The organism is Streptomyces sp. NPDC006643 (genome assembly GCF_042870175.1).
GTDB lineage: Bacteria > Actinomycetota > Actinomycetes > Streptomycetales > Streptomycetaceae > Streptomyces.
In genome coordinates, this window is record NZ_JBIAHA010000001.1 from 522,029 (window position 1) to 535,769 (window position 13,741).

General features: G+C 69.3%; 16 protein-coding genes and 1 pseudogene. 11 read left to right on the forward strand and 6 right to left on the reverse strand.

The features are described from left to right. Window positions 1-31 precede the first annotated feature (31 nt). Window positions 32-1,186 (reverse strand): 4-hydroxyphenylpyruvate dioxygenase, encoded by a 1,155-nt coding sequence (gene hppD, locus ACFYNU_RS02170; protein ID WP_356590074.1) that lies wholly within the window; start codon window positions 1,184-1,186, stop codon window positions 32-34. Window positions 1,187-1,318: 132 nt separating this feature from the next. Between hppD and ACFYNU_RS02175 the strand changes: the two genes are divergently transcribed. From ACFYNU_RS02175 to ACFYNU_RS02210, 8 genes are all read left to right on the forward strand, one after another. Continuing rightward, window positions 1,319-1,816, forward strand: coding sequence for an Lrp/AsnC family transcriptional regulator (locus ACFYNU_RS02175; RefSeq protein WP_356590072.1), 498 nt, complete (start codon window positions 1,319-1,321; stop codon window positions 1,814-1,816). Between the two features lie 85 nt (window positions 1,817-1,901). Continuing rightward, window positions 1,902-2,549, forward strand: a complete 648-nt coding sequence (locus ACFYNU_RS02180; protein ID WP_356590070.1) for an ABC transporter permease — start codon at window positions 1,902-1,904, stop codon at window positions 2,547-2,549. A gap of 103 nt (window positions 2,550-2,652) precedes the next feature. Next, the gene (locus ACFYNU_RS02185; protein ID WP_356590367.1) at window positions 2,653-3,906 is read left to right on the forward strand and encodes a betaine/proline/choline family ABC transporter ATP-binding protein; all 1,254 of its coding nucleotides are present in this window, start codon (window positions 2,653-2,655) and stop codon (window positions 3,904-3,906) included. Then, window positions 3,903-4,745: an ABC transporter permease gene (locus tag ACFYNU_RS02190; protein WP_356590068.1), complete on the forward strand. Its 843-nt coding sequence runs from the start codon at window positions 3,903-3,905 to the stop codon at window positions 4,743-4,745. The genes ACFYNU_RS02185 and ACFYNU_RS02190 overlap by 4 nt, the downstream gene beginning before the upstream one ends. 8 nt (window positions 4,746-4,753) lie before the next feature. Next, window positions 4,754-5,734: a glycine betaine ABC transporter substrate-binding protein gene (locus ACFYNU_RS02195; protein WP_356590365.1), complete on the forward strand. Its 981-nt coding sequence runs from the start codon at window positions 4,754-4,756 to the stop codon at window positions 5,732-5,734. Window positions 5,735-5,844: 110 nt separating this feature from the next. After that, on the forward strand, window positions 5,845-6,516 hold the full coding sequence (locus ACFYNU_RS02200) for a winged helix-turn-helix domain-containing protein (RefSeq protein WP_356590066.1): 672 nt from the start codon (window positions 5,845-5,847) through the stop codon (window positions 6,514-6,516). A gap of 81 nt (window positions 6,517-6,597) precedes the next feature. Continuing rightward, window positions 6,598-6,786 carry a hypothetical protein gene (locus tag ACFYNU_RS02205; protein ID WP_356590064.1) on the forward strand — a complete coding sequence of 63 codons (189 nt, stop codon included), beginning with the start codon at window positions 6,598-6,600 and terminating at the stop codon, window positions 6,784-6,786. Beyond that, complete coding sequence (locus ACFYNU_RS02210) at window positions 6,783-8,081, forward strand: MFS transporter (protein ID WP_356590062.1); 1,299 nt, start codon at window positions 6,783-6,785, stop codon at window positions 8,079-8,081. Before ACFYNU_RS02205 ends, ACFYNU_RS02210 begins: the two co-directional genes overlap by 4 nt. Before the next feature lie 25 nt (window positions 8,082-8,106). Here the strand turns inward: ACFYNU_RS02210 and ACFYNU_RS02215 are convergent, their stop codons facing one another. The 4 genes from ACFYNU_RS02215 to ACFYNU_RS02230 all read right to left on the reverse strand — a co-directional run bounded on the left by ACFYNU_RS02215 (window position 8,107) and on the right by ACFYNU_RS02230 (window position 10,721). Beyond that, a complete protein-coding gene (locus ACFYNU_RS02215; protein ID WP_356590060.1) occupies window positions 8,107-8,649 on the reverse strand; it encodes an NUDIX domain-containing protein in 543 nt (180 codons plus the stop codon). Between the two features lie 5 nt (window positions 8,650-8,654). Then, window positions 8,655-9,776 (reverse strand): adenosylhomocysteinase, encoded by a 1,122-nt coding sequence (locus ACFYNU_RS02220; RefSeq protein ID WP_356590058.1) that lies wholly within the window; start codon window positions 9,774-9,776, stop codon window positions 8,655-8,657. 103 nt (window positions 9,777-9,879) lie between these two features. Beyond that, entirely contained in the window at window positions 9,880-10,281 is a 402-nt protein-coding gene (locus ACFYNU_RS02225) for an ATP-binding protein (RefSeq protein WP_356590056.1), read from the reverse strand. Window positions 10,282-10,292: 11 nt separating this feature from the next. Beyond that, entirely contained in the window at window positions 10,293-10,721 is a 429-nt protein-coding gene (locus ACFYNU_RS02230) for a hypothetical protein (protein WP_356590054.1), read from the reverse strand. 154 nt (window positions 10,722-10,875) lie between these two features. Between ACFYNU_RS02230 and ACFYNU_RS02235 the strand changes: the two genes are divergently transcribed. From ACFYNU_RS02235 to ACFYNU_RS02245, 3 genes and pseudogenes are all read left to right on the forward strand, one after another. Further along, window positions 10,876-11,979 carry a hypothetical protein gene (locus ACFYNU_RS02235; protein WP_356590052.1) on the forward strand — a complete coding sequence of 368 codons (1,104 nt, stop codon included), beginning with the start codon at window positions 10,876-10,878 and terminating at the stop codon, window positions 11,977-11,979. A gap of 14 nt (window positions 11,980-11,993) precedes the next feature. Further along, window positions 11,994-12,662, forward strand: a complete 669-nt coding sequence (locus ACFYNU_RS02240) for a YdcF family protein (protein WP_356590050.1) — start codon at window positions 11,994-11,996, stop codon at window positions 12,660-12,662. Window positions 12,663-12,681: 19 nt separating this feature from the next. Beyond that, window positions 12,682-12,921, forward strand: a pseudogene (locus ACFYNU_RS02245) (WbqC family protein); the annotation flags it as partial. Between the two features lie 17 nt (window positions 12,922-12,938). Here ACFYNU_RS02245 and ACFYNU_RS02250 read toward each other — a convergent pair. Next, the gene (locus ACFYNU_RS02250; protein WP_356590048.1) at window positions 12,939-13,736 is read right to left on the reverse strand and encodes a S16 family serine protease; all 798 of its coding nucleotides are present in this window, start codon (window positions 13,734-13,736) and stop codon (window positions 12,939-12,941) included. Window positions 13,737-13,741 lie beyond the last annotated feature (5 nt).

The window sequence follows — 13,741 nt, forward strand, 5'->3', positions numbered from 1 at the left end:
GGCCGCGCCTCGTTCCGCGTACAGCAGCGCCTCAGAGGTTGCCGCGCTTCTCCTGCTCGCGCTCGATCGCCTCGAACAGGGCCTTGAAGTTGCCCTTGCCGAAGCCCATCGAGCCGTGCCGCTCGATCATCTCGAAGAACACCGTCGGCCGGTCCTGGACCGGCTTGGTGAAGATCTGGAGCAGATAGCCGTCCTCGTCGCGGTCCACGAGGATCTTCAGCTCGCGCAGGGTCTCGACGGGCACCCGGGTCTCGCCCGCCCACTCGCCGAGCGTGTCGTAGTACGAGTCGGGGGTGTCGAGGAACTGGACACCGGCGGCGCGCATCGTACGTACCGAGGAGACGATGTCGTTCGTCGCGAGGGCGATGTGCTGGACGCCCGCGCCGCCGTAGAACTCCAGGTACTCGTCGATCTGCGACTTCTTCTTCGCGATCGCCGGCTCGTTGATCGGGAACTTCACCTTCAGGGTGCCGTCCGCCACGACCTTCGACATGAGGGCGGAGTACTCGGTGGCGATGTCGTCACCCACGAACTCCTTCATGTTGGTGAAGCCCATGACCTTGTTGTAGAACTCCACCCACTCGTTCATCCTGCCGAGTTCGACGTTGCCCACGCAGTGGTCGATCGCCTGGAAGGTGCGCTTCTGCGGGGCGGCGACCATCGGCGCGGCGACGGCGTAGCCGGGCAGGTACGGGCCGTCGTAGCCGGACCGCTCGACCAGGGTGTGGCGGGTCTTGCCGTACGTGGCGATGGCGGCGAGTACGACGGTGCCGTGCTCGTCCTTCAGCTCGTACGGCTCCTGGAGCCCGGTGGCGCCGTTCGCGGTGGCGTAGGCGTACGCGGCGCGGGCGTCCGGCACCTCGATGGCGAGGTCGACCACACCGTCGCCGTGCTCGGCCACATGGTCCACGAGGAAGCGGCCGTGGTCGGTGGAGGCCTTGATGACGGAGGTGAAGACGAAGCGGGCGCCTCCGTTGGTGAGGACGTAGCTCGCGGTCTCGCGGCTGCCGTTCTCCGGGCCCGAGTAGGCGACCAGCTTCATGCCGAACGCCGTCGAGTAGTAGTGGGCCGCCTGCTTGGCGTTGCCGACGGCGAAGACGACGGCGTCCATTCCCTTGACCGGGAAGGGGTCGGCGTCGCGCGCGGTGGACGGGGCGGAATCGAGGTTCACCGAGGTATCTGCCATGACCGCAGCGTCTCCCCGTTCCGCAAGGTGCGCAACAGTTCGCGCATTCGCTGAGCACTTTGTACAGCTGGAGGCGAGGATGACCGGACCATCTGCACAGGATGACCACCACGAACCGCCTCGGGAGGCGCCATGGGTATCGACGGGCTCGACGGCAGACTGATCGTCCTGCTGGCCCGGGAGCCACGTATCGGGGTGCTGGAGGCGTCGCGCCGGCTGGGGGTGGCGCGCGGGACCGTACAGGCACGGCTGGACCGGCTCCAGGCGAACGGGGTCATCCGGGGATTCGGTCCGAACGTCGATCCGGCCGCTCTCGGCTACCCCGTTTCGGCCTTCGCAACCCTTGAGATCAAACAAGGCCAAGGGCCGGATGTTCGAACGCATTTGAGCAGCGTTCCAGAGGTGCTCGAACTGCATACCACCACCGGAACCGGGGATATGCTCTGCCGACTCGTCGCCCGTTCGAACGCCGATCTGCAACGAGTGATCGACCGGGTTGTCGGTTTCGACGGCATCCAGCGGGCCTCCACGGCGATCGTCATGGAGAACCCCGTTCCGCTGCGGATCATCCCGCTGGTGGAACAGGCCGCGCGGGACACCGACGGCGACCGGGCCGACCGGCCCGACTGATCAAACGGACGACCGACCGACCGGACCCGACCGACTGCCCGACCGGAACCGACCGACCAGCACCGACCGACCGGAGAGGAGCGCCGTGGACTTCTGGGACTACCTGGCCAACCGCCACCAGCAGTTGCTCACCGACGCGTTCCAGCACGCCAGCGCCGTCTTCCAGTGCATGGTGATCGCCACCGTCCTGGGGGTCGCCATCGGCGTACTGACCTACCGCAGCCCCTGGGGCGGCAGCCTGGCGATCCTGTCCACCGCGTCCATCCTGACCATCCCCTCGCTGGCCGCCATCGGTCTGCTCATCCCGCTGGTCGGTCTCGGTGTCGCGCCCACGGTGATCATCCTGACGCTGTACGGGCTGCTGCCCGTCGTCCGTAACGCCGTGGTCGGACTGCGCGGCGTGGATCCCGACCTGGTGGACGCGGCCAAGGGCATCGGGATGTCACGTACCACCCGGCTGCTCAAGGTCGAGCTGCCGCTCGCCTGGCCGCCGATCCTCACCGGCATCCGGGTCGCCACCCAGATGCTGATGGGGATCGCCGCCATCGCCGCGTACGCCTCGGGGCCCGGCCTCGGCAACGAGATCTTCCGTGGCGTCGCCTCGCTGGGCAGCACCAACGCGCTCAATCAGGTACTCGCCGGCACGATCGGCATCGTCCTTCTCGCCCTGCTCTTCGACGCCGCGTACGTCCTGCTCGGCCGACTCACCATCCCGAGGGGGATCCGTGTCTGAGACCTCCGACCCGAAGACAGCGACCGACCCGAAGACGGTGACCGACCCGGAGACAGCGTCCGAGCGCCAGGCGGAGACGGTGTCCGACCGGCAGCCGGAGACGGTGGGAGCGGCTGCGCCGGACGGTGGTGGCGGCGGCTCCACACGTGGCGCCACCATCCAGCTCGACGGCCTCACCAAGCGCTATCCGGGCAGTGCGAACCCGGCCGTGGACAACGTCTCCCTGGAGATCAAGGCGGGCGAGACGGTCATCCTCGTGGGCCCGTCCGGCTGCGGCAAGTCGACCACCCTCAAGATGATCAACCGGCTGATCGAGCCCTCCTCCGGGCGGATCAGGATCGGCGACGAGGACGTCACCGACATGGATCCGGTGAAGCTGCGACGTCAGATCGGGTACGCGATCCAGTCGTCCGGCCTCTTCCCGCACATGACGGTCGCGGAGAACATCGCGCTCGTACCGAAGATGGTCGGCTGGTCCAAGTCGAGGGTGAAGGACCGCGTCGAGGAGATGCTCGATCTGGTCGGGCTCGACCCGCGCGAGTTCCACGGCCGCTATCCGCGCCGGCTCTCGGGCGGTCAGCAGCAGCGTGTGGGGGTGGCGCGGGCGCTCGCCGCCGACCCGCCGGTGCTGCTGATGGACGAGCCGTTCGGCGCCGTCGACCCGATCACGCGCGACCATCTCCAGGACGAACTGATCCGCCTCCAGCACGAGTTGCACAAGACGATCGTGTTCGTGACGCACGACTTCGACGAGGCGATCAAGCTCGGCGACCGGATCGCGGTCCTGCGCGAGCGCTCGCACATCGCGCAGTTCGACACCCCCGAGGCGATCCTCACCAACCCCGCCGACGACTTCGTGTCGGGGTTCGTGGGCGCGGGGGCGGCGCTGAAGCGGCTGAACCTCACGCGCGTACGGGATGTGGAGATCGCCGAGTTCCCGACGGTGACGGTCGAGGACCCGCTCCAGTCGATCTTCAACAAGCTGAGCAGCGGCCCGCACAACGAGCTGCTGATGCTGGACCGGAACAACCGCCCGTACAAGTGGCTGCGCCGGGGCGACCTGTCGCGCGCCAAGGGCTCGCTCGCCAACGCGGGCCAGCTGGTGCACGACACGGTGACCAGGGACGCCACCTTGCACGACGCGCTGGAGGCGGTCCTGATCGACAGCGGCGGACGGGTCGCGGTGACCGGCAGGCGCGGTGAGTACATCGGCGTCGTCGACATGGCGACGCTGATGACGTCGGTGCAGGAGATGCTGGAGGCGGACCGGCTCACCGCCTTCGAGCACCAGCACGAGCAAGCGGAGCAGCGCAGGGAGCGCACCGGCCCCGAGTCGGCCGGGGGTAGCCGGACATGAGTGCTCCCGCGCAGAAACAGCGCCTGCCTGGCGAGTACGACGTCAAGGGCCACGCCTTCCGGGACGAGGAGTCGGCGCCGGCCACGCCGGCCGCCGCCCCGGAGCGCCGGATCACCTGGCAGAAGCTGGTGACGGTGCCCGCCGTGATCGCGGTCGTGCTGCTGCTGACGTATGTCTGGATCACAAATGTGCACCTCGACCTGATCGCCAGGAACTCGCTCGCCGACGGCAATGTGCGGCTGCGGCTCTGGCAGCACATCGAGCTGACCGCGATCTCCACCTTCTGGGTGCTGATCATCGCGATTCCGCTGGGCATCGCGCTGACCCGGCGCGGGCTGTCCAAGGCGGCGCCCGCCGTCACCGCCCTGGCCAACATCGGCCAGGCGACCCCGGCCCTCGGGCTGCTGGCGCTGCTGGTGATCTGGCTGGGCATCGGCCCGTCCACGGCGATCACCGGCATGGTCATCTACGCGGTGCTGCCGGTGCTCGCCAACACCGTGGCGGGCCTCAAGGCCATCGACCCGCAGTTGGTGGAGGCGTCGCGCGGCATAGGGATGTCCCCGCTCGCGACCCTGCGCAGGGTCGAACTCCCGCTGGCCGTACCGCTGATCCTGGCGGGCGTACGGACGGCGCTGGTGTTCAACGTGGGTACGGCGACCCTGGCCACCTTCGGCGGCGGTGGCGGGCTCGGCGACCTGATCGCCTCGGGGATCCAGACGCAGCGCATGCCGGTCCTGGTCCTCGGCTCGGTGCTGACGGTGACGCTGGCGCTGCTGATCGACTGGCTGGCCTCGCTGGTCGAAGTGGTCCTCACCCCGCGCGGACTGGAGGAGCACTGATGCGCACCATGCGATACCGGAAACTCGCGACGGGCGGGGCGGCGTTGCTGCTGAGCGCCGCGACGCTGAGCGGCTGCGGCCTCAAGAGCGGTTCCCCGATGGTGGACGACGTCGTCCCCGGCTCGGTCGGCCGGGGCGAGCCCCTCAAGGGCGCGTCGCTGACGGTCACGTCGAAGAACTTCAGCGAGAACATCGTCCTCGGCCAGATGATGGGCCTGATCTTCAAGGCGGCGGGCGCGGAGGTCCTGGACCGGACGAACCTGCCGGGCTCGATCAACGCGCGCGAGGCGATCGTCAAGGGTGACGCGGACGCGATGTACGAGTACACGGGCACGGCCTGGATCACGTACCTCGGCAACGCCAAGCCGATCATGGACTCGCGGAAGCAGTGGACGGCGGTACGGGACGCGGACCGCTCGCACAACGTCAGCTGGCTGGAGCCGTCCACGCTCAACAACACGTACTCGCTGGGCATCAGCCAGAAGAACAACGCGAAGTACAAGCTCAAGACGATGTCGGACGTCGCGGCCCTGTCGCAGAAGGAGCCGGGCGCGGTCACGATCTGCGTGGAGAACGAGTTCGCGGCACGGGACGACGGGCTGCCGGGGATGGCGAAGGCGTACGGGATGAAGATCCCGGCGTCCAGCGTGCGGAAGATGGACGCCGGAATCATCTACACGCAGGCCGCGAAGTCCAACTCGTGCCTGGTGGGCGAGGTGTTCACGACGGACGGCCGGATCAAGGCGATGAAGCTGGACACGGTCACCGACGACAAGCACTTCTTCCCGAACTACAACGCGGCGCCGGCGATCCACAGTGCGACGTACAAGAAGTATCCGGAGATCGCCGGGCTGCTCGATCCGCTGAGCGAGCGGCTGAACACCCAGGTCGCGCGGGAGCTGAACGCGAAGGTGGATGTGGACGGCCAGGACCCGCACAAGGTGGCGAAGGACTGGCTGATCGAGGAAGGCTTCATAAAGGAAGGCTGAGCCCGCGGGGCGCTTTGCGAACCGTTCGGGGGGGCGTTCGCGGGGGCATGCAAAGAAGTAGTTGCAAAGAAACCCTTGCAACTACTTCTTTGCATGTCTACGCTTGCCCCATGCCCGAGAACTCCGAGGTACCCGACGCATCCGACACGTCCGACGCGACGAACGTGTCGGATGTTACGGACGTGGCCGGTGAGCCGGCGCCGGACGTCCGCACCCTGGACCCGCGCTCGCTGCGCGGCCTCGCGCACCCCCTGCGGATGCGGCTGCTGATCGCGCTGCGGCACCACGGCCCGGCCACCGCGTCCCAACTCGCCGAGCGCCTGGGCGAGTCGAGCGGCGCCACCAGCTACCACCTGCGCCAGCTCGCCGACCACGGGTTCGTCGTGGACGACCCCGAGCGCGGCAAGGGCCGGGAGCGCTGGTGGAAGGCCGCGAACAAGGGGGTCATGATCGACAGCGCGCTGCACCACGACCCCAATCCCGAGGTACGCGGAGCACTGAACACGTTCATCCACGAGGTCGCCTCCATACACGGCCAGGAGCTGAGCACCTGGCTGGGCACGATGCACGACTGGCCGGAGACCTGGACGACGAAGGCCGACTTCAGCGACTTCACGCTACGGCTCACCCCCGAACTGCTGGCCGAACTGGACGGCCGGATGCATGACTTGATCGACAGCTACCGGGACCTCGCGTTGCCCGAGAGCGACGACTCCGCGGCACAGGTACGGATCCATCTGCACGCCTTCCCGCAGAAGCGACTGGACACCCCGGACGCCTGAGCCCCGCCACTTCCCGAGCACATCCACCCGAGCACCACCCCCGCGCCTCGGCACCCGACGCGCGCGAAGGGACGATTTGTCATGTCATTTTCTGATGTGCACCTCCAGCTCCACTCCATACGCGCGACCGAACTCCGCGCCGAGGCCGCCGACCATCACCCCCGCCCCCACGCCCAGCGCCTCCGCCCCCGACTGGGCTGGCTCCTGGTCGAGTTGGGCCTCCACCTCGTCGAACCCCCGCCCCGGGCCGCCCGCATCCGCCCCGTATGAACGCGGGGCGCGTACGACGACTCCCACTGACCGCCGTCCTGACCGCCAACGCGATCTCCGCCACGGGCCGGACGCTGAGCATGATCGGCATCCCCTGGTTCGTCCTCCAGACCACCGGCAGCGCCGGACGCGCCGGAGTGGTCGCCTTCTGCGCCACCCTCCCGGTCGTTCTCGCGGCGCTCGTCGGCGGGCCCGTCATCGACCGGATCGGCCGGCGCCGCGTCTCGATCGCGTCCGACGTGCTGTGCGCGCTGTCGGTCGGGGCGATCCCCCTGCTGCACCGCGCCGACGCGCTGCCGTTCTGGGCGCTCTGCGCCCTGGTGGCGCTGCACGGCTTCGCCCACACCCCCGGCGACACGGCCCGCTACGTCCTCGTCCCCGACCTCGCCGAACACGCGGGAACCACCCTCACCCGCGCCGCGAGCCTCTTCGACGCCGTCGAACGCGGCGCCCGGATGCTCGGCGCGGCACTCGCCGGCCTGGTGATCGCCCTCCTCGGCGCCGAAGTCGCCCTGCTGCTCGACGCGTTGACCTTCGTGCTGTCGGCGCTGCTGATAGGCGCCGGGCTGCGCGGCGTACGGGGAGCGGCACCGGTCAAGGACATGCGGCCGGTCTCACCACGCACGTACGCCGCCGAACTCCGCGAGGGATACGCCTACTTGGCCCATACCCGGCTGCTGGCGGCGGTCGTCCTCATGGTGATGGTCATGAACGGCATCGACCAGGGCTGGAACGCGGTCCTGCTCCCCGTACACGCCGAACAGAATCTCGGCGGCGCGGCCGAACTCGGCCTGGTCACAGCGGTGTTCGGGGCGGGCGGCCTGCTCGGAGCACTGCTGTACAGCGCCGTGGGCCACCGCTTCACCCGCCGCACGGTCCTCACCGTCACCGTCCTGCTCTGCGGCGCGCCACGCTTCGCGGTGGCGGGTCTCACCGACTCCGTGGTGGCACTCGCCGTGATCCTGGGCGCCGCGGGACTGGCGGGCGGCATGATCAACCCGATCCTGACGACGGTGATGTACGAACGCGTCCCCGCCGAACTCCGCAGCCGGGTGGCGGGAGCGATGACGGCGGGCTGCGAACTGACGATGCCCCTGGGCGGCCTGACAGCGGGCCTCCTCGTCGAGAACACGGGCCTGTCCCCCGCGCTGCTACTGATGGGCGGCGCCTACCTACTGGCAACCCTGAGCCCCCTCCTGCTCCCGGCCTGGCACGACCTGGACACGGCGGGCCTCCCGAACGACACGCACCGACCGGACAGCTCAACTCCAGGCAACGATCACAGCATCGGCTGACGAAGGTCACTCGCCGGTCTTGGGGTCAACGCAACGCTTGGGCGACGCGCCGGCCCAACCTCTCGTCGTGGAGGGCACCGACCGTTCGCCAGGCGGCGTCGGAGACTTCTTCGGCCTGGAGTTCGCCGATGTCGGCGGTGGTGCGGAAGAGGAAGCGGAAGTCGAAGTGCTGGTGGGCGGGCTCGCCCTTGGCGGGGTTGGCGTCGATGGGGTGGATGTCGATGTGGAGCGGAGTATCGCCGTGCGGAGTGACGACGTGGGGCGGGATGCCGGTCTCCTCTGCGAGTTCGCGGCCGGCGCCCTGAAGAAGGGTCTCGTCCGAGGGCTCCAGATGACCGCCGGGCAGAAGCCACCTCTGGGTCACGTTGTGGAGAATGTGCAGGATGCGGCCGTCGGGGCCGACGAGAACGGCCCCCGCGGTGACGTGGCCGGGCAGAGTCTTACGGTTGGTGAGGTCGCTGCCGGCGTCCAAGAGACCGAGGACGACGCCGAGTTCGCGCTTGTCCTCGGGGTGTTCGTCGAGGTAGGTGGCAATAGTGGCTCGGATGTGGTTGGCCGTGATGGTCATGGTGATCACCTGTTGAAGTAGGAGAGCCAGGTCGCCGCGATGGCTTCGCGGTCGGGTGCGGGGACCTCATGGATGCCGGGGGCGAGGTCGCCGCGAGTGAGCATCCTGACCGCGGCGAGGATCTCGGCCTGGACCAGGAAGATGAACGGCCCGACGCCGGCGCCGTGGACGAAGTTGACGGCGTTGCCGCCGTTCGCCAGATAGAAGTAGTGGCCGGTGGTCTGGTAGCGGGTGACGTGGTCGCCGACCTGGGTGCGGGTGTAGACGTCAGGGAGTCCGGCGAGGTCGAGTTCGTCCTCGCTGCTGGTGACGGTGGCGACGTAGGCGCCGTTGCGCAGGTGGGAGAAGTCCTCGCCGCGCAGGGAGACGGCGCCGGTCGCGCAGAGCACCAGGCCGGCCCCGGTCAGGGCGGCTTCGCGGTCGCGGGCGACGGTGAAGCCCCGGGAGAGTGCCTGGGTGCGGCGGACGGGGTCGATGTCGAAGACGGTGACATGGACGCCCTTGGCATGCAGGAGGCGGGCGATCGAGCTGCCGAGCTTGCCGAAGCCGATCACCAGAGCGGGGCGGCCGTGGAGGATGTCACCGCGATCGCGCATGACGGCCTCGGTGGAGAAGACAACGGACTGGCCGACGAGGAAGTCCTCAGGGTCCTTCAGCGGGGATCGGGCGACGGAGACGACGGGGCAGGGCAGTTTGTCGAGGTCCTCGTAGCGGCGGTGCCCGTTCTCGGTGTCCTCGATCACCCCGGCGAGCCGGCCGGTAAAGCGGTTGTGGACGTCGGCGAGGCTGGGGGCGAAGTAGCCGCCGACGTCCAGCAGGGTGACCGTCCGGTCGGCGGCACGGGATTCGAAGTAGTCCAGAGCGTGGTCGGCCTGGGCGAACATTTCGCGGGTGAGGGTGTCGACCATGTGCGTCTGCTCGACCTCGCGCTTCGCGGCCGGGTGGACGGACTTCGGCTTGGGCAGCACCGCGGTGAGCCGGGTCATCGCGGCGACCGCGCGGACGAACGCGGGACGCTCGGCCAGCAGGTGCGTGATGAGGAACGACGCCGTCTGCTCATCCGGGGCGAACTGGGCGGCGATCCGGGCGAAGTAGGCGTCCAGACGGGCGCGTTCGAAGGTTTCCAAGGCAGTTCCCTCTCATCCGTTCCGTCCGGGGTCGTGCGAGGAGATGCGGGTTCAGCGAGTGCGGGCGCGTCCGGACAACAGCCGGGCGGAGTGAGCAGGACGCTCATGTTGTCGTGCCTCCCGTGGCCTTGAAGCAGGACCAGACGATCTTCCCGACCGGAGTGCGGTCCTCGACTCCCCAGCCGTCGGCGAGCGCGTTCACCAGGATCAGCCCGCGTCCGGAGGTGTCCGTGCCGGCGGCCTGTCGGGCTTCCGGGTGCTGGCGGCGGCTGTCGTGTACTTCCAGGCGTACGACATCCACGTCGGCGTCGAGCTTGACCAGGAAGCCGTGTCCGGGGGCAGTCCCGTGGACCAAGGCGTTGGTGGCGAGTTCGGAGACGCAGAGCCGGACGTCCTCGGCGCGGTCCGGCAGACCCCAGTCGGCCAGGGCCTCAGAGGTGAAGGACCGCGCCTGGCCGACCGACTCGGGTCGCGCGTCGAAGAACTGCTGGGTCGTCTTGGTCATCACGGTGGTCCTCATGACTCGGCGTCCAGGACGCGGGTGGTGCCGAGGTGACGGCGGCGGACGGTACCGCTGCCGGAGATGGAGCGGTGGGCCGTACGGGGCTTGCGGACCAGCAGCAGCCGTGAGTCGACCGCCTCGATCCGCCGCCCGCGTTCAGCGGCTGTGCCCTTCGGCCCGAGGTGCGACATGGCCGGGGCGACGACGCCGTATACGTCCGGCAGCGCGAGCACGTCCAGCAGCCCGGTGAACGCCACCGAGACGGGCCCGGCGGACGCCTCGCCGTCGGTGAAGACGCCGGACAACTGCAGTTCGTGGCTGCGGCAGTACTCGGTGAGCGAGGCGACCAGGGCGTCCTGCCGCGCTCGGGAGACCCGTACCAGCCGCAGGAAGCCGTAAACGACCGGGCCGCTGACAGGGCGATGCTCCGTGAGGGGTTCCATGCTCAGGACCGTCCCAAAGGCTCGACAAATGGTGACTCTCCGATCGTGGCGTCCGGCCAACTCGCCGCCAATCACCGGCCGTTCTACTTCCGTTCCACTTCCGTCCCACCGACTGCACGGATCTGCTTCGATGACCGGTGGAAGGGAGCGACGCGTGGCGACCGTGCACCACTGGACCGGCCTGGAGGCCAGGGCCCTGCGGCTCGCCCTGCGACTGAGCGTGCGGGCCTTCGCCCAGCAGCTCGGTCTGGCCGTCGCGACCGTTTCCAAGTGGGAGAGCAAGCTCGCCGACACCGAGCCCAGACCCGACACCCAGGCCATCCTCGACACCGCCCTGGGCCGCGCGGACGCCGCTGTCCACCTGCGGTTCGAAACGCTCCTGTCCGAGATGACCAGCCCGGTGCGGAACGCGGGCCGACGCCGCGTCACCACCTCCGGCCCCCGGGCCTGGGAGTACGAGTCCTGGGCCGACGACCTCGACCGCGTCGTGGTCGCCCTGTCCCGGCAGAACTTCGCCTTCGCCGACAGCCTCCTCACCCGGTGGCTGGGCCGGTTCAAGGCCCCCGAGCTGGACGAGAAGGGCCTGTATCTCTTCGCCCGCTCCACCGCCCTGTTCGGCGACCTGAAGCGCGACCAGGGCGTTGTCCTGGGCCCGCTGTCCGCCCAGCACTCCTATACCGGCGCCCGCTCCGTCTTCACCCAGCTCGACATCCCCCGCCGCGTCGCCCAGCTCGACCTGTCCCTCGCGGTCGTCACCGAGATGTCCGGGAAGCTGGAGATCGCCGCCCGCGACTACGAGACGCTCGCCGTCGATGACCGGCTCTCACCCCGCGACCGGGCCCGCGCGAGGCTGTGGGTGGGGACCGCGCTGAGCAAGGACGGCCGGCACGACTGTGCGACCCGCGTCATGCGGGTGGCGACCCGCGGCTTCGAGGACCTCGCCGAACCGGACGACTGGTCGGTGGCCCACCAGAAACTCGCCCTCGCCCGCCGCGGCGCCGGCGACCTCACCCAGGCCCTGCACTTCATCGACATCGCCCGCAGCAGCGGGACGCCCGACTCACCTATGCAACGCGTGCGACTGGACACCGCTCATGGCCACATCCTGCTCTCCGATGCGGCGACCCGGGATGATGGACACCTCGTCCTCGACCAGGCCGCCAAGGTGGCCGCGCAGTACGGACTTGTGCACCAACTGCGCAGCATCGACGGCATCAAGGCCATGAGCGAGGGGCCGGTCGGCCTTCGGCAACGATGACCAGGGAGAAACGCGTGAGCAACGACCAGCAGGGCATCACCGAGGACCAGTGGCGCCAGGCCAAGCTGATCTGGAACCACCACCGGATGCAGCACGAACTGCGGCCCGTCGACGTCGCGATCGGGCTGGGCAGCCACGACCTCGGCGTCGCGGCCCACTCCGCCGAGCTGTACCGCTCCGGGCTCTTCCCGACCCTGGTCTTCACCGGCGGCAACAGCCCCACCACCGCCAAGGTCTTCCCGCGCGGGGAGGCCGTCCACTTCCGCGAGCACGCCATCGACCTCGGCGTCCCTGCCGAAGCGATCCTGCTGGAACCGAACGCGGGCAACACCGGACAGAACATCATCTTCTCGCGTGAAGTCCTCGCCGCCGCAGGCATCACCCCGGCGTCGGTCCTGCTGGTCTCCAAGCCCTACATGGAAAGGCGGTCGTTCGCGACCGCCCGCAAGCTGTGGCCCGGCGTCGAGATCCTGTGCGCGTCGGAGCCGCTGGAGTTCGACGACTATCTGAAGTCCATCGGCGACGAGAAGCTCGTCCTGGACATGCTCGTCGGCGACCTCCAGCGGGTCATCGAGTATCCAAAACTCGGATTCGCCATCGAGCAGGAGGTCCCGGAGGACGTGCACGCCGCGTACGAGTCCCTCATCCGCGACGGCTTCACCAGCCGCCTCATCAACCCCTGAGCTGCCCGCACCGGGCGGGTTGTGTGCCATCCACTGGATCGTCCTGAACGACGTGCAGTTCACCCGCCGCCACTACCAGCACCGAGCCCGCCTCGCGCCCCTCGACGCCCCCGCCGGTCAGCGGTGGCTCACCATCCCCACCCGTCTGCCGAGCGGACAGCCCACCCTCATCCGCGACGCCGTGATCGACGCCCCGGACCTGGCCCGCCGCAGGACCGAGGGGATGCCGCGGCAGCACTACGGGGCCGGCCCTCACTGGCGCGCCCATACCCCGCGTCAGCAGCTTCGGACCTTGCCGCCCCTGTCCAGTGCCTTCAGTGAGGACACCGCGTCCTTCAGGGTTCTGACCGGGATCAGTCGCATGCCGTCGGGGAGTTCGGACTGGGCGTCGGCGCACTCCGCCTCCGGGACCAGGAAGACCGTCGCGCCGTCGCGGGCCGCCGCCTGGGTTTTGAGGGAGACGCCGCCGACCGCGCCCACGGTGCCGTTCTCCTCGATCGTGCCGGTGCCCGCGATGTCCCGGCCGCCGGTGAGGTCGCCGCCCGAGCCGTCGCCTTCGAGCAGGTCGACGATGCCGAGGGCGAAGAGGAGGCCCGCGCTGGGGCCGCCGACGTCCGCGAGGTGGAGGGTGACGTCCACCGAGTCGCGCTCACGGCCGAGTTGGTCGAGGGCCGCGTCGACGGCGACGTTCTGGGACTTCACCATCTCCTCGGTGTTGTGCTTCTGGATCTCCTTGTCGGACTGGCCCGCCGGGTAGACGGAGTCGCGCGGCAGTACGGCGCGGTCGGTGCGGAACCAGCCGTCGAGGACATCGGCGAAGTCGACGTCGGCGGACGGTCCCGTCGCCAGGATCGTCGTCATCCGCAGCTGCCCCTCCGGCTCACGGACCTTCGCGCCCTTGATCGTGATGACGGGCGTGTCCTTGTAGTCGCCGAGGACGTTCGCGGTCAGACCGGGCTGGGCCACCGCGTACGGCAGCGGGGCCACTCCGACGACGACGAGCAGCGCGACGACGGGGACCGCCGAGAGGGCGAGGGTGCGGGGGCGCGAGAGGCCGGCGAGACGAGAGAGCACAGCGC

What these genes read in the sequence shown, in the direction of transcription:
- ACFYNU_RS02195 (WP_356590365.1), top strand. Translation starts at nt 4,754, where the DNA reads ATGCGATACCGGAAACTCGCGACGGGCGGGGCGGCGTTGCTGCTGAGC.
- ACFYNU_RS02215 (WP_356590060.1), bottom strand. Translation starts at nt 8,649, where the DNA reads ATGACCATCACGGCCAACCACATCCGAGCCACTATTGCCACCTACCTC.
- ACFYNU_RS02225 (WP_356590056.1), bottom strand. Translation starts at nt 10,281, where the DNA reads ATGACCAAGACGACCCAGCAGTTCTTCGACGCGCGACCCGAGTCGGTC.
- ACFYNU_RS02190 (WP_356590068.1), top strand. Translation starts at nt 3,903, where the DNA reads ATGAGTGCTCCCGCGCAGAAACAGCGCCTGCCTGGCGAGTACGACGTC.
- ACFYNU_RS02205 (WP_356590064.1), top strand. Translation starts at nt 6,598, where the DNA reads ATGTCATTTTCTGATGTGCACCTCCAGCTCCACTCCATACGCGCGACC.
- ACFYNU_RS02200 (WP_356590066.1), top strand. Translation starts at nt 5,845, where the DNA reads ATGCCCGAGAACTCCGAGGTACCCGACGCATCCGACACGTCCGACGCG.
- ACFYNU_RS02175 (WP_356590072.1), top strand. Translation starts at nt 1,319, where the DNA reads ATGGGTATCGACGGGCTCGACGGCAGACTGATCGTCCTGCTGGCCCGG.
- ACFYNU_RS02230 (WP_356590054.1), bottom strand. Translation starts at nt 10,721, where the DNA reads ATGGAACCCCTCACGGAGCATCGCCCTGTCAGCGGCCCGGTCGTTTAC.
- hppD (WP_356590074.1), bottom strand. Translation starts at nt 1,186, where the DNA reads ATGGCAGATACCTCGGTGAACCTCGATTCCGCCCCGTCCACCGCGCGC.
- ACFYNU_RS02210 (WP_356590062.1), top strand. Translation starts at nt 6,783, where the DNA reads ATGAACGCGGGGCGCGTACGACGACTCCCACTGACCGCCGTCCTGACC.